22 protein-coding genes and 1 pseudogene are annotated in these 22,964 nt (G+C 56.8%); 12 read left to right on the top strand and 11 right to left on the bottom strand.

All coding sequences use genetic code 11. The features are described 5' to 3' along the window. Positions 1-108: 108 nt before the first annotated feature. Positions 109-783: a TetR/AcrR family transcriptional regulator gene (locus AC5S27_RS00555; protein ID WP_493932661.1), complete on the bottom strand. Its 675-nt coding sequence runs from the start codon at positions 781-783 to the stop codon at positions 109-111. Positions 784-891: 108 nt separating this feature from the next. Here AC5S27_RS00555 and AC5S27_RS00550 point away from each other — a divergent pair, with 108 nt between their 5' ends. From AC5S27_RS00550 to AC5S27_RS00535, 4 genes are all read left to right on the top strand, one after another. Further along, positions 892-1,272 carry a DUF4267 domain-containing protein gene (locus tag AC5S27_RS00550; RefSeq protein WP_089408872.1) on the top strand — a complete coding sequence of 127 codons (381 nt, stop codon included), beginning with the start codon at positions 892-894 and terminating at the stop codon, positions 1,270-1,272. A 114-nt stretch (positions 1,273-1,386) separates the two neighbouring features. Then, positions 1,387-1,821, top strand: coding sequence for an ester cyclase (locus tag AC5S27_RS00545; RefSeq protein WP_089408871.1), 435 nt, complete (start codon positions 1,387-1,389; stop codon positions 1,819-1,821). 450 nt (positions 1,822-2,271) lie between these two features. Next, positions 2,272-2,445: a transposase gene (locus AC5S27_RS00540; RefSeq protein WP_281252338.1), complete on the top strand. Its 174-nt coding sequence runs from the start codon at positions 2,272-2,274 to the stop codon at positions 2,443-2,445. Between the two features lie 533 nt (positions 2,446-2,978). Next, complete coding sequence (locus AC5S27_RS00535; RefSeq protein WP_089408869.1) at positions 2,979-3,185, top strand: hypothetical protein; 207 nt, start codon at positions 2,979-2,981, stop codon at positions 3,183-3,185. Between the two features lie 235 nt (positions 3,186-3,420). Here AC5S27_RS00535 and AC5S27_RS00530 read toward each other — a convergent pair whose 3' ends face one another. From AC5S27_RS00530 to AC5S27_RS00485, 10 genes and pseudogenes are all read right to left on the bottom strand, one after another. Next, a complete protein-coding gene (locus tag AC5S27_RS00530) occupies positions 3,421-3,660 on the bottom strand; it encodes a hypothetical protein (RefSeq protein WP_142988336.1) in 240 nt (79 codons plus the stop codon). After that, positions 3,653-4,243, bottom strand: coding sequence for a S4 domain-containing protein (locus AC5S27_RS00525; RefSeq protein ID WP_493932660.1), 591 nt, complete (start codon positions 4,241-4,243; stop codon positions 3,653-3,655). The genes AC5S27_RS00530 and AC5S27_RS00525 overlap by 8 nt, the downstream gene beginning before the upstream one ends. Before the next feature lie 189 nt (positions 4,244-4,432). Beyond that, complete coding sequence (locus AC5S27_RS00520) at positions 4,433-5,155, bottom strand: siderophore-interacting protein (protein WP_089408866.1); 723 nt, start codon at positions 5,153-5,155, stop codon at positions 4,433-4,435. A 41-nt stretch (positions 5,156-5,196) separates the two neighbouring features. Continuing rightward, on the bottom strand, positions 5,197-6,195 hold the full coding sequence (locus AC5S27_RS00515) for an FTR1 family iron permease (RefSeq protein ID WP_493932659.1): 999 nt from the start codon (positions 6,193-6,195) through the stop codon (positions 5,197-5,199). A 12-nt stretch (positions 6,196-6,207) separates the two neighbouring features. Further along, a complete protein-coding gene (locus tag AC5S27_RS00510) occupies positions 6,208-7,071 on the bottom strand; it encodes a sirohydrochlorin chelatase (protein WP_493932658.1) in 864 nt (287 codons plus the stop codon). A gap of 129 nt (positions 7,072-7,200) precedes the next feature. Further along, positions 7,201-7,446 carry a hypothetical protein gene (locus AC5S27_RS00505; RefSeq protein WP_089408864.1) on the bottom strand — a complete coding sequence of 82 codons (246 nt, stop codon included), beginning with the start codon at positions 7,444-7,446 and terminating at the stop codon, positions 7,201-7,203. 25 nt (positions 7,447-7,471) lie between these two features. Next, a complete protein-coding gene (locus AC5S27_RS00500; protein ID WP_493932657.1) occupies positions 7,472-9,664 on the bottom strand; it encodes a TonB-dependent receptor in 2,193 nt (730 codons plus the stop codon). 206 nt (positions 9,665-9,870) lie between these two features. Next, positions 9,871-10,497 (bottom strand): 30S ribosomal protein S4, encoded by a 627-nt coding sequence (gene rpsD / locus AC5S27_RS00495; RefSeq protein WP_493932656.1) that lies wholly within the window; start codon positions 10,495-10,497, stop codon positions 9,871-9,873. A 223-nt stretch (positions 10,498-10,720) separates the two neighbouring features. Further along, positions 10,721-11,152, bottom strand: a complete 432-nt coding sequence (locus AC5S27_RS00490; protein ID WP_493937250.1) for a helix-turn-helix domain-containing protein — start codon at positions 11,150-11,152, stop codon at positions 10,721-10,723. Between the two features lie 96 nt (positions 11,153-11,248). After that, positions 11,249-11,452: pseudogene (locus tag AC5S27_RS00485) on the bottom strand (AraC family ligand binding domain-containing protein); the annotation flags it as partial. 373 nt (positions 11,453-11,825) lie between these two features. Between AC5S27_RS00485 and AC5S27_RS00480 the strand changes: the two are divergent. The 8 genes from AC5S27_RS00480 to AC5S27_RS00445 all read left to right on the top strand — a co-directional run bounded on the left by AC5S27_RS00480 (position 11,826) and on the right by AC5S27_RS00445 (position 22,817). Next, entirely contained in the window at positions 11,826-14,189 is a 2,364-nt protein-coding gene (locus AC5S27_RS00480; RefSeq protein ID WP_493932655.1) for a TonB-dependent siderophore receptor, read from the top strand. 133 nt (positions 14,190-14,322) lie between these two features. Continuing rightward, the gene (locus AC5S27_RS00475) at positions 14,323-17,499 is read left to right on the top strand and encodes a TonB-dependent receptor (RefSeq protein ID WP_493932654.1); all 3,177 of its coding nucleotides are present in this window, start codon (positions 14,323-14,325) and stop codon (positions 17,497-17,499) included. A gap of 14 nt (positions 17,500-17,513) precedes the next feature. Next, complete coding sequence (locus AC5S27_RS00470) at positions 17,514-18,680, top strand: PepSY-associated TM helix domain-containing protein (RefSeq protein ID WP_089408858.1); 1,167 nt, start codon at positions 17,514-17,516, stop codon at positions 18,678-18,680. Then, positions 18,677-18,871: a hypothetical protein gene (locus AC5S27_RS00465; protein ID WP_089408857.1), complete on the top strand. Its 195-nt coding sequence runs from the start codon at positions 18,677-18,679 to the stop codon at positions 18,869-18,871. Before AC5S27_RS00470 ends, AC5S27_RS00465 begins: the two co-directional genes overlap by 4 nt. Positions 18,872-18,968: 97 nt before the next feature. Then, positions 18,969-19,784, top strand: a complete 816-nt coding sequence (locus tag AC5S27_RS00460) for an AraC family transcriptional regulator (RefSeq protein WP_089408856.1) — start codon at positions 18,969-18,971, stop codon at positions 19,782-19,784. 148 nt (positions 19,785-19,932) lie between these two features. Continuing rightward, positions 19,933-21,105 carry a 4-hydroxybenzoate 3-monooxygenase gene (locus tag AC5S27_RS00455; protein WP_493932653.1) on the top strand — a complete coding sequence of 391 codons (1,173 nt, stop codon included), beginning with the start codon at positions 19,933-19,935 and terminating at the stop codon, positions 21,103-21,105. Positions 21,106-21,234: 129 nt separating this feature from the next. After that, positions 21,235-22,431 carry an FAD-dependent monooxygenase gene (locus tag AC5S27_RS00450; protein ID WP_493932652.1) on the top strand — a complete coding sequence of 399 codons (1,197 nt, stop codon included), beginning with the start codon at positions 21,235-21,237 and terminating at the stop codon, positions 22,429-22,431. A gap of 26 nt (positions 22,432-22,457) precedes the next feature. Next, positions 22,458-22,817 carry a winged helix-turn-helix transcriptional regulator gene (locus tag AC5S27_RS00445; RefSeq protein ID WP_493932651.1) on the top strand — a complete coding sequence of 120 codons (360 nt, stop codon included), beginning with the start codon at positions 22,458-22,460 and terminating at the stop codon, positions 22,815-22,817. Positions 22,818-22,964 lie beyond the last annotated feature (147 nt).

Below are 22,964 nucleotides of genomic sequence, written 5' to 3'. Positions count from 1 at the left end.
GTGAACCGAGAGTACTGAGAGGTTCTCCGGCACTGCTTGCTAGGGCCCAGGGTTATTGCGGTCCGCCGAACACATTTTGGTCGGCCTCCCGAAGACTTCCTGTGCGTATCAGCCAGGAAATGTAAAGAGCTCAACGAGCTTCTTCACGCGCTCCCTCTGGCGGCTGGGTGGCAATCGCTTGGTCCTTGTGAGGTCGGCGATGCCATGAAGGCTCGCCCAGAACAATTCCGCTACAAGCTCCGCCCTTGCGCTCTGGCCTTGAAACAGTTCCAAGAGTTGGGCGAAGCCGAACCGCAACTCAGGGGGCGTGTCGGCCTCACCGAATGGGACACTGAGGTTGAGCAAAAACATCACTTCGTAGAGGGCCGGCGAAGCTGCGGCAAATTGCAGGTAGGCGGCAACAATGGACTCAACCGCGTTTCCGCCCTTGGCCCGTTTCCGTGCCTTCTCCAGCGCTATGCCCAATTCCCCGAATCCCTCGACCGCAATCGCAGCGAGGATTCCTTCCCGGCTTCCGAAGTGCGCATACAGAACGGGCTGGCTGTAGGAAATTTCTTCGGATAGCCGGCGAACCGTGACGTTCGCCCAGCCCTCCAGCTCCGCAATCCGTCGTGCCGCGCTGATTATTTGCGCGCGTCGGGCTTGTTTGTCACGCTCTTTTCGTTCCGCAATTCGACTTGTCGTCACGTCGTCTACCACCAATATAAAGAATAGCACTGCTCTTTTTCCTGATGGCCTCCCTAGGTTCAACGACTCGTAATATTTCCGTGCGCCACGGATCATCCATTTCGGACAGAGGCGGAACAACATTTTCAGAGGATGGTTGAATCTCCGGCGTAACACGCGACATCTATTATAGCGTTGCTAGATTTTATCAAAGGAGTAAACACAATGCATATCACTATCCCGCTCGCGATCGCTGGTCTTCTGGCCGTTGGCATCTCCATCATCGGCACCTTCTACATCCTGTCGCCAGAACGCGTAATGGGAGGCTTCGGACTGAAACTGCCATCACCCGACCCTGACACCCGTGCGTGGCTTCGGCTCAAAGGAATTCGAGACATCGGGTCTGGACTGGTCGTCCTGACACTGATGCTCACCACGGATCCCCGTACGGTAGGTATCGCCCTGCTGGCTTTGTCTTTCATTGCTTTCGGCGACATGTGCAATGTTCTGCTCTCAGGTGGGCCAAAGTCGACAGCCATCTCCGTTCACGGCGTTACCTGCACGCTGATGATTGTTGTCGGTCTGTTCCTGATCCACGTTTTCTAAGGAACGTCTCCGCCCAGACGAATCATGGTTTTTCTCTGTAGGAGGGCCGTGACGTTCCTGCGGCCTTACGTTCAGTCCACCAGCACCAACTTACGAAGGAACCGAGGAAACTCTATGCGCAACCCAGTCGATTTGGCATACCTGTTTGCCGACATCATGAACAGCCACAACGCTGGCCACTTCGTGGAACTGTTCACGGAAGACTACGTGAACCATAACGCTTTTGCTGAGCCGGGTCGTGCCGGCCTGATCAAGCTCATGGGGCACTGGTTCGATACCCTATCTGACACAAAGGTTACGGTTGAAGACGCCTTGACCGCGGGCGACCGTGTCGTGGGCCGCTATACCTATCGCGCTCGCCACACAGGACCATTCCTCGGCATCCCCGCATCCGGCGCCGAGATCACGATCCGTTCCATCGATATCTGGCGCTTCGAAGACGACAAGTTCGTCGAGCATTGGGACGAGCTGAACACGCTCGATGCTTTTCAGCAGCTTGGAGCGATCCCGAAGCAACTTGGACCCCGGCAGGCGTCACACCCGATTTAAGCCGCGTTCCCATCTTTATCGCCTGCTGAAGCTGTCCAGCTATGCCTCCTAAACATGGCCCGGGAGCGTGTCGATTCCAGTTCGCTGGCGATCGACAACCTGATGCAGTCGACTGAAGGTTTGCGAGCACGCAAGCAGATGACCTACGTCCACGTCGAAATGCTGATTTATGAAGCTCTAGTAAAACGATACCCTCGGCATGAGGCAAACGGCTTGCGTCTCGTCGCCGCTATCTCTGTAACGGTTTGGAGAACCGCCAGGGATCGCTGGCATCAAGCTGGAGACGACCATTCTTTCGAATGGTACCTCCGAAAGCAATTCAAGTTCCTCGCTCAGGCATTTGGTAGCTGAATAAAGCAGAACCCGCGTTGGGGCTGCGAGGTGAGAACGTCTCGTGCTGGTCGCGAATCGGAGTTGCCTGAAGGGCGTTGAGCTGTTCGTCTCGGACAAGTGCCTTGGTCTGGCCGAGAACCTCGCGGCTTCTATCCCGAAGCGAAGTGGCAGCGCTGCGTGATGCGCTTCTACCGCAACGTCTGGACAGTAGTTGCCACGGGCAAGGTCAAGGAAGTTGCAACGATGCTCAAGGCCATCGACGCCCAGGAAGGTGCCGCAGCCTCTCGGTAGAAAGTTCGCTGAACCAACGTAACGTCTGCCTGTGGAGCAGTATCGAGGCAAAGTTGGCCCAGGACGAGGCGGAGAGCCTCAAGTGCTACGGGATTATTACTCCGCTCCCCAGTTCTTATCTAATTTGAGTGACAGAAAGCTTGTCTTGATACACGACCGTCCTCTCAGACCGGGAGAAGACCAACTGCGCGGTAGCTGTTTGTCAGCGGATCGTTGGGCGGGACACGACTAATCCGTTTCATGGAACCGAAGCGGCTTCGTTCAAATCGGCTTCTCGCCAGTGATCTGCCCTGCGGACGGGTGTTACAAAACAGGTCAATGAATACGCCGAATAGGACAAAATGTATAGAACGCGCAACCCGATTTCTATCGGGTTTCGCCGCCCCAACGACGTAAGCCCTTGTCGCTTCTAGCGGTTAGAGTCGGGGACCGTTCGAGTCCCAAATATCTGAGCCTAATTTGGTCGCAATTTACACAAAATAAAGGGCATCCTATCGTGGTTCCTGTAACAGTCAGACAACGGAGGAAACAATATGGAAACAGTTCAGAACGGACAATGCGGTCTCTGTAATCACTTCGGGGAGCAGCACAAGACAGACGTACTGATCAGCATCGTGAGCAGCCATCAGGCGGACCTCAAGGTCCTCGACGAATGCGGTCATCCGAAGCACGCAGCCTTGCACCTGAAGGTCACACCGATCAGCGGTTGTGATGGCTTTGTTCCTGCTGCGGCAGCGTAACCAGGAGCCCATCTTTACAAAAAACGGCCCGAGGCTTCGGGCCATTTTTCTTTTGAGGCATGTTTCCCGATTCCCGCGTTAAGCAGTTCTCCTTCCTCGGGGAGAGTTGCGCGCTCTCCGATGCGAGTGATAACGCTCGTGCGAGGCGAGCTAAGCGAGTCTGTTGAAATGAACATGCCGCCGCAGGGTAGCGGTGAGAAAACTGAATGTGGTTCTTCGCCATGATGCCTCAGCACTATTGAATCGCCGTGTTGTCGTCTGAGACCGGATTCGGGTGTCGGCACAACTCACGGACCGCCACGAGGTGCTGTTCGAGAGTATCGATGGCCTGATGATGAAGTTCCAGCATGATGACGAATTCCTCCAAAGAGAGGGAGTACGCGAGTTCACCGGCGGTGACGTGAATTGCACCGCATTGGCAGGCAAAGATGGCGCCTTGTGGAGAGTGGGCGAGAAGGATACGTGAATCATCCATGGATTCCTCCTGGAATCGGTTCGCTGCCGGGGCAGGCAGGGTTGAAACGGGATCTGCAAGACAATAAGGGAGAATGGCCGAGGTTCGGAACTGAGAGCATCATTCCCCGGTCTCTGGTGCATGGATTCAGATACTGCAGGTAGGACGGGAGCGGCCTCGGGCGAAAATGATGAGAAACCGAACACTGGTCGTATGGAGTGACGGCGAAATGAACAACGTCTCCAGGCCAGAGACTCATGCCGATGTTCTTGGGGCGATAACGATTGACCAGAATGTGCCCGCGTGCGATCAGCTTTCTGGCCTCAGGAATGCTTCCTGCGAAGCCCATGCGAAACACGACATTGTCCAGTCTGCGCTCCAACAGGCTGATCAGGCTTTCGATCGGACGTACTGTCTCCAATGCCCAAGCTTGCCGAAGAAGTTCGGTAAGATCCTTCGGCCGGAGGGCATAGTAGGAAAGAAGCGTCAGTTCAGGCGGGTGTTCGGGCGATCGCGTCGAACCATCCAACCGCCAGCAGGAGGAGGTCCACCGACAGATGGCACGGAACACTGGCTCGATGTGGAAGACGCTGAGGATGGTCATGCAACTTCTCCGGCTATGGAAGTTGCAGGCGAACGACATTGCTCGCTCTCGCCTGCCGACTTGAAGGTTTCGATCTCCCAGGTACCGCAAGGCTTCGCCAAAAGACTCTTACGGTATCTGCTCTAACGTCGAAGCGATTCGCTTCGAGAACTGCATCTTCTCTTTAGCTGCCGCGAACCGAGGCGCGCTTCAATCCAAGCCAGTCTTGCCTTCGGCCCAATATGCCTTGGTCTTGAGCTGAGCCATGTCCATGCGGCGGTTGCGCAACATTGCCCGGAGGGCTTGGATGGACTGCGCTTTTCCGGTCATGATCCATCTGGGCGTTACTAAGCCCGATGCGCCATCGATCAGGGTCTGATCCACTTCGGCAAGATGGGAAGAGTCTGGAATTTTCTTGACGAGCTTGGCATTTGGGAGCCCGATGCGCCGAATGGCTTCCGCTGACTCGACGAGAGAGGAGACCTCGAAGACAAAACGGGCTTGCTGCGTCTCCCGGCGGCTGCGATGAAGCGCCACTGAGGCAGCGATGGAGGTCTCGTCTCCAAAGAAGATCGCGTCTTCAGCAACTTCCGCAAAATCGAGAGAGCTGCGAGGACCCATGAGACTACATGGCGTATCTTTCTTGAGCGATTCGGCCCACTCGGATCCCGGACCGTTGCCGTGTAGAAACATGATGAACTCAGCCGTTCCTTCCACCGGGTCCCAGGAGATCGGTGTGTAGGTTCGGGTCTGCAGGCCACCCATATGGAACTGCACCTTCTGACCGGGGATCCATTTCTCTCGCTTTAGGCTCTCGCCAGCAATTTCAGTGAGCCGGAAGTGACCGCTCAGATGAGTCACCGCGGAAACGGCAGCAGATCGAAAGAACATTCGCTCCATTGTGTCGGTGACAAACTTGGGAACAACTGACATTGGAACCTCCCTATTGCACAGCGCTATCACGGTTGAGCTGACTATTGTGTCCCTGTTTTGCTAGGGTTCTCTAACAGTTGATGTTGGGCGAAAAGATACGATCCAAGCACGAGGACAACGGCGATCGCTTGCGCGGCCAACGTCTCAATCGTGGGAAAGATCGAGAACCACAAATTCAGCCATCCGGGGATTCGTCCCGTCAACCAGCGAATAGGAGTTGTACGCAGCCAGTGGGCCAACTGCATCTCTTGCGCCTGCTCTCCCACCATGACGAAGAGAACCAATCCAAGTAGCACGCCGGTGAAAACGAGCATCTTGCGATAGGGCAGCTTGCGATGCGCGACGAAGGTGAGTACGGCCACTAGCCCGGAGAACATTGAGCCTAGCAGGACACCCAGATACACAGGCTCATTGCCGAGCCGTAACCGATAGCTTTGCAGGAACAGAACCACTTCGACGCCTTCCCGGTACAACGAAGAGAACCCGAGCAGACCCATGCCAAAGACCAGTTTGCGCGCAGAGTCGTGCGTATCGCGTTCCTCTAACAGCTCCCGCTTCCTCCGATTGTGAAGGGAGATCCATCCCGTCCAGTAAATCTTGTGAAAGAACCAATTCATGACGATCAGCAGGACCACAATGGCTAGAAGTCCGGTTGCCGCTTGAAGCTCGAGCGCCGAGACTTTGCCACTGATGTCGTCGAGTATGCGCACGGCAACGCACCAGGTCACCAGCGTCGCCAACAGGCCAAACCCCGCGCCGGCCGCAATGGGACTGCGGTATCTCTGACGGTCCCCCGTCAAACCCGCGGTGATGGCCGCGAGTACAAGAATGCATTCCAGCCCCTCGCGGAGAACCAGCACGGCAATATCGAAGACGGCTGCCGACTGGCTTGTCTGCGGCGCAAGTGGGTTTGGGTTCCCGACAGAAACGTTGCCTCGCCACGCTAACACGGCAAAGATCGCGATCGCTGCGGCGATAGCCGCGATCCAGGCAGTTCGCCTGACGCGTCCGATTGGTTGAGGAACAGTGCGTGACAACATGGCGAGCATCTCCTACTGCGGTGTTCGAGCGGACTGGATTTCGGGTATCTGGGCTGCCTCGATCACCCAATCGACGATGCGTTTGTCCGGCAACAACGCTTGCGACGGCATCCTGTAGTTCAGGCCGTCAAGCCGCTTGCGTAAGCCGCCCTCGATGCCGCCATAGGAGAGCAACAGCGGCACGACCAATGGCGTGTTCCCGGTTTTGCTAATCTGTTCAACCTTCTGACGGAGTTGTTCGGTCGCAGCGTTTCGCACCGGTTCCTCTGCATCGTCGCGTAGCGTCACACATTCGAAACCGGCGTAATGGCTTTGTTGACCCATCTCGTTTGCGAGGGCACTCATATCCGCAAGCCAGAGTTTGTTCTCGTCGTCGGGGACGGGGCCATGCGCGACGAGGACCACAACTTCATGTGCGGGATCGTGGCTAATCGATGCGGCTCGGTCGCGCAGTATCGCGGCGACAATGCGATGGCGATCGAGCGCGGACGCTATGCGGATCGGGACAGAAGCGGATATCGGCTTCGTCGCCTCCAATGTCATCGCGGAGTCTTTCTCCATTGCTCCGTGATTCATCACCATCATTCCGCCGCCGTGATCCATCGAGGCAAACATCTTCAGGTCTTCCGGCTCTTGCGAACGCGATCCGAGAAGATAGGCGATGCTGTCGATCACGGAACTATGTGAGCTGACAAAGAGCGGCACCGCCACAATCTCAGTGACCTTGCGGGCCACCAATCGATTGATCGCCGCCTGCATGGAGGAGCGGGTTGCCATACCGAAGGCAACCTCCGTTGGAAGCTTGAGGTCCACCTGATCCGCGACATGGCGAACCTCTTCGTTCCATTCCTGAGCGCTGCCGCCATGGGCTAACAATAGGACTCCCACATGGGACTGTGGATGATCTACGTGTGTTGCGGCGGGACTTTGCGCACGCGCCACCCCGAGAGTGAAAAGGCAGACTGCGGTATAGAGCAAGAACTTCTTCATGGTGTCTCCTATCGTTCAATGCATCATTGGGCTGCGGCTGTGTTTGAAAGTCGGCGCCTGTTCTTGATCGAGTTCGCCAGCCGCAACGATGACGGCGAGTGTCTCCATGGCTTGCTTGATGAGCGTTGCGGTCTGTGCGAACGCTTCCACGGCCATGTTGATGGTGACGGGACCGATGGTCAGGTGAATCGACTTGCACTCGCAAAGTCTTACGGTGCCAAGCCCGGTATGTTCTGCCAGAGTTGCGTTGAGGTCGCTCATGACTACTCCTTTGGCTCCAAGTTCGTTATTCGTGTGGGAAGGTGTACCGCATACCGACGCGTAAGGTTCTTCCGTAATCGGTGCGGTCATACGTTGGAGGAGTTTGAGAAAGGAGGCTGTCGCGGCTGTTCGCAAGATTGTCGATGGAGCCATATGCCTGGAGACCGCGATGGATATCTTTCGACGCATATAGGTTCCACAGAGCGTACGCCTGCTCGTGCGTCCCGCTGCTTGGGTCGATCAGCCATTTGCCGAAGAAGTTGCCGCGAATATTGGCAACCAACCCGAGACGCTGGGAGACGTACTCCGTCCGCACATAGCCAGAGTTGCGGCTCCGCTCCGTGAGCGTTTGCTTATCGGTGACATCGTAGGGATCGAGATAGGCGTAGAAGCCATCGACCCGCAGACTACGGTTGAGCAGGACACTGCCTTTGAGATTGATGCCTTGCGTATATGCCTGGTCAACGTTGGTATAGAGATAGGTCGCCAGAAATGGCTCTGCGCCGAAAGAGAGTGGAATGCCGTACTGCGCCAGCAGAGCTTCCAGAGCCGCTTCGCTTGTCGGAAAGCCGCCATAGACATAGTTGATGAGGTGGTTCAGGTTATTGCGATATAGTGCGACGCCCACGCTGTAGCGATTGACCTGGTAGTCCGCGCCGACGGAATAGCTTTCGCTGTGCTCGGGTTTCAATGTTGGATTTCCAATCACCTGGTAGTAATACTCCGGGTGCAGCAGAAGGTAGTAGAGTTCGCCGAGCGTTGGCGAACGGAAACCTTTGCCGTAGGAACTCCGAACGGTCCAGTGGTCGTTGATCTTGTACACAAGACCGACCTTCGGGACCACGTGACCGCCATAAAGAGAGTGATGGTTGTAGCGTCCGCCGACATTGATAATCAGCTTCTTCCACGGCTGGATGCGATCTTGCAACCACACATCATTCATGGTGATCTGTTGACCGTTGTCATTGCCCACGATCCGGTTCAGGCCGCGATACGAATCCTGGACCCATTCGTCGCCACCTTGGAGGAAGTTCCATGAGCCCATCTGCTGCGAGACGGTCGCGTCGGCACGATGATAGCGCTCGTAGAGATTGCCATAGTCGAACTGTGCGCCCAGACTGTTGTCCGCGTTGATTGGATTCTGCGACGAGTTGGAGTCGAAGCGCGCTTCGTATAAGCGCGCTTGCACGATGGTCTTTGAAGAGGGCAGGAAATCGCCGAACAGTTCGTGAGTCTGAGTGCTGTCACTGCTCTTCGCGTAGTCATAACCGGAGGCTGCGGAGCCCGTTATATCCGTGTTCTTGCCATCGGAGTCGTTGTGGTATGCGTTGACGGTATAGCCGATGGAGGCTCGCGGGGTGAAGCGATAGCGGAGTTTGACCAGGCCGTCGTACCGCTGATTATTGGCTCCGATGGTGCTCTCGTCTCCAGGGACTAAAGTGTAGGAGTTGATGCGGTGCAGTTCGAGGTCCGTGAATGCGGTGAGGTTCTCCCATTGCGTGCCGAGGTCCAGATCGCCGTCGAAGGTGCCGAGCGTTCCGCCCGAGACGCGTAATCCGCCCTCGAAGGGATGTGTCGCCTCGTGTGTAATGAGGTTGATAACGCCGCCAATCGCGTCGGTTCCGTAGAGGGACGAGGCTGCGCCGCGAACAACCTCCACTCTGTCCAGTCTCCCGATGTTTTGCTGGTCGAGATCGATAATGCCGCTGTTGATGCCGCGTGCTCCGACGAGAGGAAGGCCATCCTGCAACACAAGTACATCCTGCGAAGCAATCCCGTCGATCTGCTCCTGAGACGAACCGGAGTAAGAAGCATTGTTTCTTGTGACGACGCCGGGCAACTCGCTCAGAACATCGGCCACACTCTCGAACCCAGTCCGCTGAATACGCTGTTGTGTGATGACATCGATCGGCAGCGGGGAGTCCTGTTGAAGCTCGTCGACTCGGGACGCGGAGACAACAGTTACATTCTGTGCCACTGTTGCGACGGCAAGGGCGATATCCGCAGATTGCGATTCCAGGCCGGACTTGATCTGCACGGAACGAGTCGCGCTCGCTAGGCCTTTCGCAGAGGCGGTTAAGACATACTCGCCCGAAGCTACGGCGTTGAACCTGTACTCTCCGCTGTCGGTCGTTTCTGTTTGTTGTGCTGTTCCGTTGAGCGCATTGCGGAGTGTCACGGTTGCATGGGGGATCGCGGCGCCTTGCGGATCGAACACGTGACCATCAATGTGCTGTGAGGCATTTTGTGCGTTCGCAAGAAATGGCAAAAGTAGAACAAAAACGACAGCTTTTCGCATCGTCTGACCTTTCACGGTTACGGCGGTCGCTCAAAGCGGGCCGCCTATGTTGTCGATCTCCAATCCTTCAGGGGCGCTTCGCCAAAAGACTCCCCATCGGATTGCCTGTGCTCGCTATGACTGCATCACACGCCACGCTTGGCGTAATACTCAGCAACCTGGCTCGTATTGAACTCGAAGGGGATGTGGCGCGAATCGGGAACGGAGAGCAGTACGCCGCGTTCCATCGCATCGGGGCTCTCCTCAAATTGCAAGAAGGATGGCAAGGGCAGCCGAGGCGCTTTGCGTGCAGCCTGCGTTGCCTCCCATTGATTGGCGCGCTCGCTGAGTTGTACGGCGGCACCCGGATCAAGGACCATCGAGCCAATGGTCTCTCTTCGGCCGTCGACGAGAACATGGCCGTGCGAAACCAGCTGCCGCGCAGCCGCCATGCTGCGGGCGAATCCGAGGCGGAACACCACATTGTCGAGGCGCCGTTCGAGAAGCCCTATCAGCGCCTCGATCCAGTTCTTCGGCTGGCGACTCTTCGCGTTGCGGACGAACCGGCGGAGCTGTTCCTCACGAATGCCGTAGTGAAAGAGGAGCTTCTGCTTCTCTCGCAACTGCGCACCGAACTGAGAAATCTTCGGCTTGCGTGCCTTGCCGTGTTGTCCGGGTGGGTAGTTTCGCTTTTCGAGGGCGCCCGGTTTGCCCAAGCCAGGCAATTCCAGACCCAGCGCGCGCTGGATCTTCCACTTCTTTCGTACGCTCATGCAGCCGTCTCCTGTAGACGCAGACTGCCGAGTTAGCCCAGTGGGCATACCTCAGCCTGCATCGTCGATCTCCAAACTGCCGTGACGCTTCGCCAAAAGACTCCACGGTAGTTCGCTCTGAATGCAGACTAAATCGGTCGGATATTAAAGTCCAGCTTTCAAACAGCGAACGAATCAAATCAGAGATTGTTCTGCAAGAAACCCGCAGTGAAGCGTCAAACGCTCAGCTTGTTAGTTCGCTGCCTCCTAGATACTGGCTTGGCGTAACGCCCATCACGCGTTTGAACATGGCTGCGAAGGCGCCCGCTGTCTCGTATCCAAATTTCGACGCCAGGTTTGTGATCTGCATTCCCTGCGCCAGATATGGAAGCGCGGTCAAAGCACGGAACTGATCGCGCCAGCAGCGAAACGACATTCCAGTCTCTTTCAGAAAGAGCCGTGCCAAAGTACGCGGCGAAGCGGCCGCCACCGAGGCCCATGCTTCCAGCGTTCGAGTGTCGCCCGGATCGGATACGAGAGCCTTCTCCACGGCAAGCAGCCGCTCATCTCGCAAGGTCGGCATCACCACGGCGTGAGCCGGCGACCAATCGATCTCCTGAAGAAGCAAGCGAACCACTTGGCCGTCTCGACCGTCTTCGTCGTACTCAATCGGCATCGCTGTGGCGCGCCGCACCAACTCGCGAAGAAGGGGAGAAACTGAAATGACGCACGGTTCGTCAGGTGCCCCTTTAGGGCATGAGTCACACCGGATGTAGAGCGTTCTCATTTCCAGAGGGCTGAGCGCCGCAGTCTGATGAGGATACTCCGGAGGAAACCATACCGCGCGATGCGGTGGGATAATCCAGAACCCGAGCTCTGTCCTGACCTTCATTGTGCCCGACTCTGCGTACAGCAATTGCGCGCGAGGATGACTATGCAGGTAGCCCGGATACCCGCTCGGATAAGACTTTGCCATGCCTCCAACTGGCCGGGGTACGCGTTGATAAAACTCGTGGTCCGTACTTCTCTGCATTTTGTCCTGTTTGGCGCATAGATTGACCGAATTGGCGGATTGAGGTCGGATGCGCCGTATTACTCTACATATACGACCAAATCAGTCGGAGTTCAAGTCTGTGTGACCTGACCTTCCAATGCAGAACAACCGAGGGTTCCCTCGGAAAAATTAGGAGACCCCCGCAGCAGTCTTTTTGGCGAAGCGCCGCGAGGGTCTTGAGATCGACAACCCGAAGGCTGACGACTGCTCTCAGTGTAGAGCAGCCACGCACCTGCGGGAAAACGAAAGGCGCGTGTCTATGTTTCTTCGCTGGCGTATTTTCTTGATGATTTTGGTGCTTTCATTTGCAGTCGTTGGCTATGCGCAACTTCCGCAGCCGCCGTCTTGTACCTCTTCTCCTGGCTCTTCGAAGGTAACGGTAAGCGGAACAGTCTCCGATTCCACCGGTGCCCGCATCACCTCCGCTACCGTCCATTTGATGTGCGGCAATCAGGTGCAACAGGCGCGGACGGACGGGCAGGGGCACTTCACCCTAACCGTTCCTGAAGGTTCGTACCGGTTGCAGGTCGAGGCTGCCGGCTTTGCCGTGTATACGAAGGATCTGACGGCCAGCGCCAATTCTCCAACTGCTGATGTGACCCTCACGGTACAGAACGCGGCCAACACGGTCACGGTGCAGGCAGAGGCAGGGTATGTGGCAAACGATAGTACGTTGGCTACAAAGACCGACACACCTTTGCTGGAAACGCCACAGTCGATCTCCGTCATCACTCGCGATGAGATAGACGCGCAGGCGCCACAGAGCCTAAATGAAGCACTCCGCTATGCCCCCGGTCTCGTTGCTGAATCGGAGGGAAATAGCTCCTCGTTCTGGAGCGGGAGCAGCCTGCAGTTGCGAGGTTTTACTCCCGCGGTCTACCAGGACGGCCTGACGGATGACGCCTCCGGGAACACGCTGCTCGACACCTATTTCTATCAGCGCATCGAGGTATTGGAAGGCCCATCGTCGGTACTCTACGGGCAGGGCAATCCAGCAGGCATCGTCAACGTGGAGAGCAAGCGCCCCATGGCTTCGGCGTTCCATGAGGTCCAGTTAGGCTTCGGTACTTATGGGCGATACGAGGGCAATTTCGACTTCAGCGGTCCTCTGCTGTCTCCTCATCTGCTCTATCGCCTGACGGGAGTTGGATTCACGGAAGGCTCGCAGACATGGTTTATCCATCCGAAGCGTCTCGCGATTGCACCCGCTCTTACCTGGGTTCCCGACGCGAAAACCAGCCTGACATTTTTGACTAACTACACCTATAACCCCGAGGTCGGAGCTTATGCTCCGATACCTGCGCTTGGCAGTGGACTTCCAAATCCCAACGGCAAGATCGCTGTCGGTTTCTTTCCCGGCGATCCGAACTTCAACAAGACCAAGCAGTCGTTCCTCCAAGTGGGCGATGCGTTCACAAGGACCTTCGATCACGACTTGCGCATCGAGCAAAACCTCCGCTTCACTGGCAATCGCGACTACGCCAAGATGATCTGGCCTGAAGGGTTTGAAGCGGGCAATGCCACCCTGGACCGGTACACGTTCATTCGACACGTATCGTTCAATTCGATCTTGTCGGATCAACGAGTAGTCAAGACCCTGCAGACGGGGAAGATTCGTCAGACGTTTCTGGCTGGCGTGAACTACACACACTACAAAGAAGGTTGGAACTGGGGCTCAGGGGATGTTGCCCCCATCAATGTCTTCCATCCGGTCTACTACCTGCCGATTGCAACGCCGGAGATCAGCGGCACCGAAAGCACGCTGGTCAACCAGACCGGCCTCTACTTCCAGGATCAGGCAGCGTTGGGACGTCTGCGGCTCTCCTTTGCTGGACGCCAGGACTGGCTTTCCTACAACGACACGAGCAACGGAACGGTCACGAAACAGGATGCCGATAAGTTCACCGTCCGAACCGGTGCCGTCTATCTGATTGGGCGCGGTCTCGCACCGTACTTCAGCTACGCGACCTCGTTCCAGCCGGATATCGGCCTGACAGCGACTGGCACCACTCTGCCGCCCACGACCGGCAAGCAGTATGAGGGCGGAGTTAAGTATCAGCCCGAACATGCCAACATGCTCATCACGGCCGATGTCTACGACCTGGCGCAGCAGAACGTCGGCACGACCGATCCGACAAATCCAAACTTCACCATTCCCATCGGCGAGATTAGGTCCCGTGGCTTCGAAGTGCAGGGACACTCTTCCCTCGCACACCGCGTGAGCATCGTCACCTCGTATGCCTATACCGATTCGAAGTACAGCCGATCGAATACCACCGGCGTCGCACTCAACGGTACGACAGAATCGACACAAGGTAAATACCAGTATGGCGTTCCGCTCAACCTCGCCTCTTTCTGGGCCGACTACAACCTGCCATCCGCATTCCTCCATGGCCTCGGCGTGAGCGCGGGCAGCCGTTTCGTAGGTGGGAGCTGGGGCGACAACGTGAACTCCTTCAAAGTGCCGGGTGCCACTCTCTTCGACGGAGCGCTGCACTACGACTTCTCCAGCGACTCAGGTCCGCTCCATGGGGCACGCCTTCAGATCAACGCCAGCAACATCGGCAATCGCACCTACGTAGCTTCCTGCTATGCGACCGATGGCTGTTACTACGGAGCGAAGCTCACTGTCTACGGCACCATGCGCTATCGCTGGTGAACCTGCATTAGGAACAACCTGTCGTGGAGTCTTTTGGCGAAGCGCCGCGAAAGTTTTGGGGATCGACAACCCGAAGGCTGAAGCCCACTTTAAGACGGACGCGACAGCCCGAGGCCATACGAAAGGAGCACTCGTGGTTTTCTCTATGCGTCACTGGCGAATTCTCGCCCTGTTCAGCCTGTTCTTGTCAGGAATCTCCGTTGGCTTTGCCCAAAATGCACAAATCAGCGGTTTGGTCTTTGACACGCAGAAGGCCGCAATTCCGCTTGCAACCATCGAAGCGGCCCATGAAGCGACTCATATTAAGACGACCGCGACCAGCAATCATGCGGGACTTTACACTATTGCCTCGTTGGTGCCGGGAAAATATAGGGTATCGGTCAGCGCGGCTGGGTTCGAAACGCAGGTCGTTGACGGGATCACTCTTGCCGTGGCGGGTAAACTTTCTCTTGATATCGTGCTGCATCCGGGAAACGTCACACAAAGTGTCACCGTAGACGGCAGCGGACTCCAAATGAACATGACCGACGCGACAGTGAGTACGGTCGTGGACCGGCAGTTCGTTGAAAACATCCCGCTCAACGGACGAAGCTTTCAGTCGCTCTTGACGCTGATTCCTGGCGTCGCCGTAGTGCCTTCAAGTGGCGGTGTCGGATACAGCGGCGAGGTCACCGTGAATGGACAACGTACCGAGGCCAATTACTTCACGGTCGATGGAGTGAGCGCGAACACAGGCTCAGTCGCGGCTAGCTCGATCATTGGCTGGGGCGCAGGCTATTCCGGCTCCGTGCCGCAGGAAACCGTGCTCGGCACCACGCAGAGCATCGTTCCTATCGATGCGCTGCAGGAGTTTCGGGCCACAACGTCTACTTACTCGGCACAGTATGGGCACACTCCTGGTGGACAGTTTGAATTTGTCACCCGCTCGGGCACACATCAGCTTCATGGAGGTGCCTTCGAATATCTGCGCAACGACGTCTTCGATGCGAATTCCTCCATCAACGACTTCAACGGGATCGCTAAGCCGAGGGAACGCCAAAACGATTTCGGAGGGACTCTGGGAGGGCCGCTGGGAATTCTCCATCTGCACAGTGGTCGGGACCATACCTTCTTTTTCGGAGCATATGAGGGATTGCGGTTGATCTCCCCGCAGTCGGCAGTAACCGATGTGCCGACCTACGAAGTGCGCAACGCGGCGGTCGCGTCGATGAAGCCGTTTCTGAATGCGTTTCCCTTGCCGACAGCCAATCTTGCAACGGCCAATGGGCTGAACGGTGAAACGAATGAAGGAAACGGGATGGCTATCTTCCAGTCTGGCTATTCCGTGCCAAGCTCGCTCGACAATGGCAGTCTGCGCGTGGATCGCCAGATTGGCGAGAAGCTTCGCCTATTCGCGCGGTACAGCTACACCCGTTCCAACACCACCGGTCGAAGCTCCGTCGCGCTTTCTGAAGTTCAGAAGCAGGCGAATATGGCTCGTAGCGTCACCGCAGGCGCAACAGCATTTCTGACCCAACGGCTGATGAACGATCTGCGCTTTAACTACACGGCCAGCACCGCCTCCTCAGCGGACTATATCGACAACTACGGAGGGGCCGTTGCTTTCGACACCAGCAACATGCCAGTGCTCTCCATGGCGAACTCCAACCTGTTCTTCGAGCTTTATTACGGAAAGAATCCTTACTTCTCGCTGACTCCAAGGACGACAGCCCAGCACCAGATCAACGTGGTTGACTGGATGGGCTACACGGTTGGACGCCACTCGCTGCGCTGGGGAGTCGACTATCGCCACCTTGCCAACAGGGAAGGATATCCGTCCGTGTACGAGTATCCGCTCTTTATGAGTCCGGCGACGACGACCGCAGGAACTCCCGACTATAACTACATCTTCAAGCTCGGATTGACCGAGCTGGAACCAACCTTCGGAAACACGTCCCTCTTCGTGCAGGATGAGTGGAAGGCAACCTCGCGGCTGAACGTGTCCGCCGGAGTTCGCTGGGATCTGAATCCGCCTCCCGGCGCCTCGAATGGGGCCCTGCCGTACGCCCTCACCACGGCGAATATAAGCATGGTGGCGCTTGCGCCGCACGGCACTCCGCTCTGGCACACTGTCTACACCAATTTTGCACCGCGCCTCGGACTCGCCTATCAGGCTCATGCCAATCCGGGTTACGAGACAACCGTCCGAACTGGCTTTGGAATGTTCTACGACATGCCCTATGCGACTGCCCTCCAAGGCTACTGGGGTACAGGCTATATGGCCTACAGCACGCTCGTTGCCCAGCCGTTTCCGGCCAGCCAGGCGAACTACGACGCGTCGCCCAGCGCGGGAGCAACCGCACCGTACAACAGCATCACTTATGGATTCGATCCGAATCTTAAGACGCCGTACACGATCGAGTGGAACGCTGCGGTTGAACAGCGATTGGGAGCAAAGCAGAGCCTTCTGCTGAACTATGTTGCTTCGGCCGGGCGGAAACAGCTTGTGAACCGGACTTACGACCCGACTTACCTGGGCAATCCCAACTTCATTCCTACGAATGATCTCTATCTGACCAGCAATGCAGCGAACTCGACCTACAACGCGCTCCAGGTGCGACTCGATCGGAAGCTGGCCAACGGATTGCAGGTCCTGTTGTCCTATACATGGGCTCACGCCATCGACAACGTGTCGAGCAACTTTGCTTCCTACCAACTGTTTCGCGCCAACTCCGACTACGACATCCGCAATAACTTTCAGACAGCCGTTACCTACGATCTTCCCGGAAGTTATTCGCACGCGCTGTTCAGCACAGCGCTCGCTCACTGGTCGCTCGATTCGCGCGTAACGGCCCGGTCGGCGTTGCCCGTAAACGTGATCGGGACAACCGCCTACACGGCCAACGGCACGGCTGCCTACTTCTATCCGAATCGCGTTGCCAATCAGCCGCTTTATCTCTATGGTGCCGACTCTCCAAGTGGTCGCGTCATCAACTACAACGCATTCACGATTGCCAAGGATAGCTCGGGCAACAACATCGAAGGCAACTTTGGACGTAACGGCGCACGAGGCTACGACGCGGTTCAGGCCGATCTTGCTTTGCGCAAAGATTTCATCTTTCACGAGGGTATTGGCCTGCAGTTCCGTGCCGAGGCCTTCAACCTCCTGAACCATCCCATATGGGGCACCGTCTACAACCAGCTCTCCACCGGACGCACGAACTTCGGTCACGTCTACACCATGCAGAACACGCAACTTGGTGGGCTCAACCCGCTTTACCAGACGGGCGGTCCGCGCTCTCTGCAACTCGCATTGAAACTGCATTTTTGATCCTGAGAGGTACTATGGCTTCACTCACTGCAAACACCGTACGGATTTGGTATCGAGTTCATAAGTGGACCAGCCTCGTCTGCACGGCCTTTCTGCTCATGGCTTGCATCACGGGTCTTCCGCTCATCTTCGGGGACGAGCTGCGAGACTTGCTCGAACCTCACGTTGCACCTGTGTCTGTTCCGCCCGGCACTCCGACCGCGAGCATTGACAAGATGGTCGCGGTCGCTCAGGCGAAGTTTCCAACGTTGCATCCCTTCAACGTGTATTGGGACGACGACGAGCCGCGGCTGTTCGTCAACATGAGCCCCTCTGCCAAACCGAAGGACGGCGAAATCAAGTCGGCAGTCTTCGATGTCCATACGGGGCATTTTCTCGAAGCCCCGGCGGATCGCTTCAGCTTCGTCAGCTTTTGCCTGCGGCTCCACATGGAACTATTCATGGGGCTGCCAGGGGAACTCTTCATGGGAGTCATGGCGCTCTCTTTCGTGGTCTCACTGGCCTCGGGAGCGTTGGTCTATGGCCCATTCATGCGCCGATTACGCTTTGGCACGTATCGAAGCGAAGCTGCACCCAGAACACGCTGGTTCGATTTACACAACTTACTGGGAATTGTCACCCTTACCTGGGCGCTGGTCGTCGGAGCAACCGGCATCATGAACGCGATCTCGACACCGCTCTTCGGCATCTGGCGCGCACAAACCATGCCCCAGATTCTCGCTCCTTACAGGGGCAAAGCCATGCCTTCGCATTTCGAGTCTGTCGATGCTGCTATCAAGGACGTGGCCAGCGCGTTGCCGCACAACGAAATCAGTTCCGTGCTCTTCCCAAACGCAGTTTTCGGAAGTCCGCGGCACTACGTCGTCTGGACGCGAGGCAAGACTCCAGTGACATCGCGCCTGCTCACTCCAGCGCTCGTGGACGTGGAGAATGGAGCCCTGACCGTCACGAACGGTCTGCCCTGGTATCTGCGCGCTCTGGAAGTTTCTCGTCCGCTTCACTTCGGAGACTACGGAGGCCTTCCGCTGAAAGTTCTGTGGGCTTTCTTTGATCTGGCACTGATTGTTGTTCTGGTGAGCGGTGTCTATCTGTGGCTCATTCGGCGTCGTGCTCCAGTCGAAAAAGAACTGAACCACCTGGTCCAACTCGAAGAGGCACAAACAGGAGCCTTCGCACGATGAGTCTTTCCCTCCCTTTCCGTCAGATCTACGGACCGGCAATCGTGATCGGCTTGATCACGCTATACGGGTTGCTCTCAGCACTGCTGGGTGACGGCATCTGGGATGTTCTTTCCTGGATCGCGCTAGCCATTCCTCTTGTTGTTATCGCGTGGAAATGCAGCAGAGACAATGGCACGTCAGCCGGCGCGTGAGTAGGGTCGTTGCGACAGCACATGTTGGACTGGAAATAGCAATCATGCGCTGATATTGTCTAATCTAGTCAGTCGTAACCTGAAGTGTTCGCAGCCCATGCCCTTCTACCGCCAAGATGCCAACGAGCTCGACAACGATGATGGGGCCGATTTCGCTCCTGAGGATGTGCCGCGCCCTGTCGCCGCCCTCGGCGGCTACATGGTCACCAAGGGGATGGAGATGGCCATCCATGAGCATCGCAAGGCTCAGCTTGTCCTGACACTACGGGGCATGGTCAGATGCGAAGCCGACCAAAGCGTCTGGATCGTGCCACCTCGTTGTGCGGTATGGATTCCAGGGAACGTTCCGCACAGCATGACGCTGGCCGGCAATGTTGAGGCATATTGCCTCTTCGTCGAACCAGATGCTGCTCCAGCGTTACCCAGGCAATGCTGCGCATTGTCGATCTCGCCCCTGCTGGAACGCTTGGTGATGCATGTCACTGAGATGCCGGTTCTGTACGACATTGACGGCCCCGACGGCCGTATTGCCACAGTGTTGCTCGACCAACTCTCAACAGCACCCGTTGAAAAGCTGAACTTTCCAATGCCGATCGATGCCAAGCTGCGCAGCATCGCCGTCGCGATGATGGCCGACCCCTCCGACCGCGCCACGATCGACGACTGGGGCCGGCGCATGGCGGTTGCCCCGCGGACATTGACACGCGCCCTGAAACGAGAAACCGGCATGAGCTTCGGCCGTTGGCGTCAACAGCTCCACATCCTCACCGCGCTGCAGCGCCTCGACCAAGGGGCGTCAGTTCAGACCGTTGCGTTCGATCTTGGCTATGAGGGTCCGAGCGCCTTCGTAACCATGTTCAGAAAGGCCTTGGGAAAGCCCCCCGCTCGGTATCTGGCGGATCGTCGCGCGTAACAGATCGTCGCGCGTTCAGATTTATCGGAGTTGACCAGAAAAAGCTATATATTGTCCGATTGACGCTATCTGGTCAGGAGGCGCTTTCCATAATCTGACTTCATGGAAGTCTGCTTATACCGTTGAGGTGCATTCAGGCGGAGGTCAGATGATGGATTTACCTCTCACCCCCCCTGCCGGGGATGCAGGTCGTGAAGAGACCACCGTTGCCATTATTGGAAGCGGGGTGTCCGGTCTAACTTTAGCGACCTTCTTACGAAAGTCCGGAATTGCGTGCGTCGTCCTGGAGCGGCGCAATCGCGCTTACGTCGAAGCGCGACAGCGTGCCGGATTCGTCGAGGCGCGCGCAGTGACGATGTTCGAGCGGTGGGGCTTGGCGAATTTACTTCCCGAGGGTCCCGTTGCCCAACGAGGCGAAATTCGCATAAACGGCTCAGGCCGAACTTTTGGAAGCTCCAGCGAAGAAGCCAAGCAGGGCCGTTTCTGCACACAACAGCAGCTTGTGACCAATCTGTTGCGGGAACTTATCGACCAGATGGGCGGTGATGTTCGTTTCCAAGTCGCCGAGATAACGATCCACAACGATGAGGATAGCTGTCCGCGGATCAACTACTCCGATGCCGGCGGTCTGCACGAGCTTGTCTGCGATTACATTGTCGGGTGCGACGGCGGGCATAGTGTTAGCCGGTCATCAATTCCACACGGCGCTTTGACGAAGTACAGCTATGAGTTCGGCTATGCGTGGTTGGCCGCACTCGTCGCCGCACCGCCGGTGACCGGACTCGCGCTCATGGGAGTCAGCGATCACGGTTTTGCTGCCCAGATTACACGCGGGCCAAACAGGAGCAGAGTTTACCTCCAGTGCGACGTCAGTGATGGGTCCGAGGACTGGCCAGACTCGCGGATCTGGGACGAGATGAGGTTGCGCCTGTGCGATGACACCATCCAGGACGCTGTGGTGCTTGACAAGGACGTCATCCCCCTGCGGTCTGTGGTGTACGTGCCAATGCAATACCGGAATCTGTTCCTTGTTGGTGATGCCGCGCACCTAGTGCCACCTACGGGCGCCAAGGGCATGAACATTGCGCTCCATGACGTGGACGTTCTGTCTAAGGCCCTGCTAGCGGCACTGCGGGACGGCGACAAAGCAGCTTTACAGAGCTATTCCGATGCGGTGCTGCCGCACGTCTGGAAGGAGCAGGAGTTCAGCGTCACGATGACAGACATCATGCACGACGCGGGCGATCCCAAGCAGCACGGCACGTTCCGCCAGATGATCGCCCGAAAGCGTCTTGATGCATTCCTCACCAGTGCGCATTAGAGCCATGAATAGCCGATGGCGTGATGACGGTCGTGATCTGACGATTGGTGGATTCACTTTCTACTTACGCGGAAACGGCGGCAAGCAACAAAAGATGTCCCCGTTCGAGCGGCCAACAAAGGATGTTCAATGACGATGAAGAACGATTTGAGCGTACTCGTTTCGGGTGCCAGCGTCTCCGGCCTCAGCGCTGCTTATTGGCTTTCCCATTATGGGTTCAAGGTCACAGTGGTCGAGCTAGCGCCGCATCTGCGCCCGGGCGGTCAGGCCCTCGACGTGCGCGGCGCAGCGGCCTTGGAGGTCGCTGAACGGATGGGTATCTTGGCTGCGATCCGTGAAAGAAGCACGAAGCTCACCGGTGTGTCGCTCGTTGACCCCACGGGCAAGGAGTTTTTCCGCAGCACTGAGCGAACTCTGACCGGCAGTCGATTCGACAGCTCAGATGTCGAGATACTTCGCGATGACCTCTGCCAAGTGCTTTACGGGGCCGTAGGTGATCGGGTGGAGTATCTCTTTGACGACTCGATCGCGTCATTGAACCAGGATGAAACCGGCGTCGATGTTACTTTTGTCGCCTCGGCGCCTCGCCGCTTCGATCTGATCATCGGCGCCGATGGTCTACGCTCGAAGGTACGGCGGCTCGTCTTCGGCCCCGACGAGCGGTTCATCCACTATCTCGGTTCCTATATCGCCGTCTTCGCAATCCCCAATTTCCTCGGTCTCGACCATTGGCAGATCTTCTGCATGAATGGCAACGTCGGGGGCGGCCTCCTGGTGATGGCGAAGGACGCCCCAGCAAGGGTTTATCTTGGCTTTCAATCCGCTGAGCCGCTTGATTACGATTACCGCGATGTCTCCGCTCAGAAACAACTCTTGGTGGACCGGCTCGCCGGAGCCGGTTGGGAGTTCCCACGGCTATTGGCGTATATGCAGGAGTCGCCCGACTTCTACTTTGATTCCATCAACCAGATTCGAATGGATCACTGGTCGGACGGGCGGGTCGTGCTGCTTGGGGATGCAGGCTACAGCGTCTCGCTGGGGACCGGTCAGGGTACGTCCGTCGCGATGATCGCTGCCTATGTTTTGGCAGGGGCGCTAGCAACTCATAGAAATGACCCATTGCTGGCAATGCGAAGTTATGAGTTAGAACTGCGAGATTACGTCCTCCGCAATCAAGAGCTTGCCGGCCAAACAAACCTGCCGGGACCAGAATCGGCCGGCGATACAGGTACCGACGCGGTCATCGATCCGGACAGCGTTCCAGACTTTGGCTTGATGGCCATTCCCTTCGATCTCAAAGACTACGGGCAGGTGGCCAGGTCGTAGTCGAAAGACTCGACCGACACAACACGATGAACGCTTCTTACACAACCCGAGTTTCACGTGTGATCGAACTCCTGCAAGGGAAATGGACGATTCCGATTCTTTGTGCGATGCGCTCCCGTCCAGTACGTCTCAGCGAACTCCGACGGCTGATTCCGACCGCATCCAAGAAAGCGCTAACTGCAAGCCTTCGTTCCCTTACGGCTCAGGGATTCATCTTGCGGCGAGACCTAAGCAGTTCCGTGCTCCACGTAGAGTACGAACTCGCAGATGCAATGCAACAACCGCTGGTGGAGCTGTTGGAATACCTTGAGCAGTGGGCGACGCTTTATGTTTCAGAGGAGCCAACCAAACCCCCAACTGCCCAGAAGCACACGCGAGCATCGTAACGAGTCTTCTGATGAGTCGGTTCATAGCCGCTTACGCCGGTATTGCCGAATACTAACCGTCTAACCGTCAATGACTTCATGGCATGGAGCCGTCAAGCCCATAAACAAGACATAGGAGCGGCGAATAGGCGGTCCCCAAAAGGGATC

It is taken from the genome of Acidicapsa borealis, from assembly GCF_059115245.1.
Note: the sequence above shows the minus strand (reverse complement) of the source record. Positions and strands in the feature narration are given on the sequence as shown.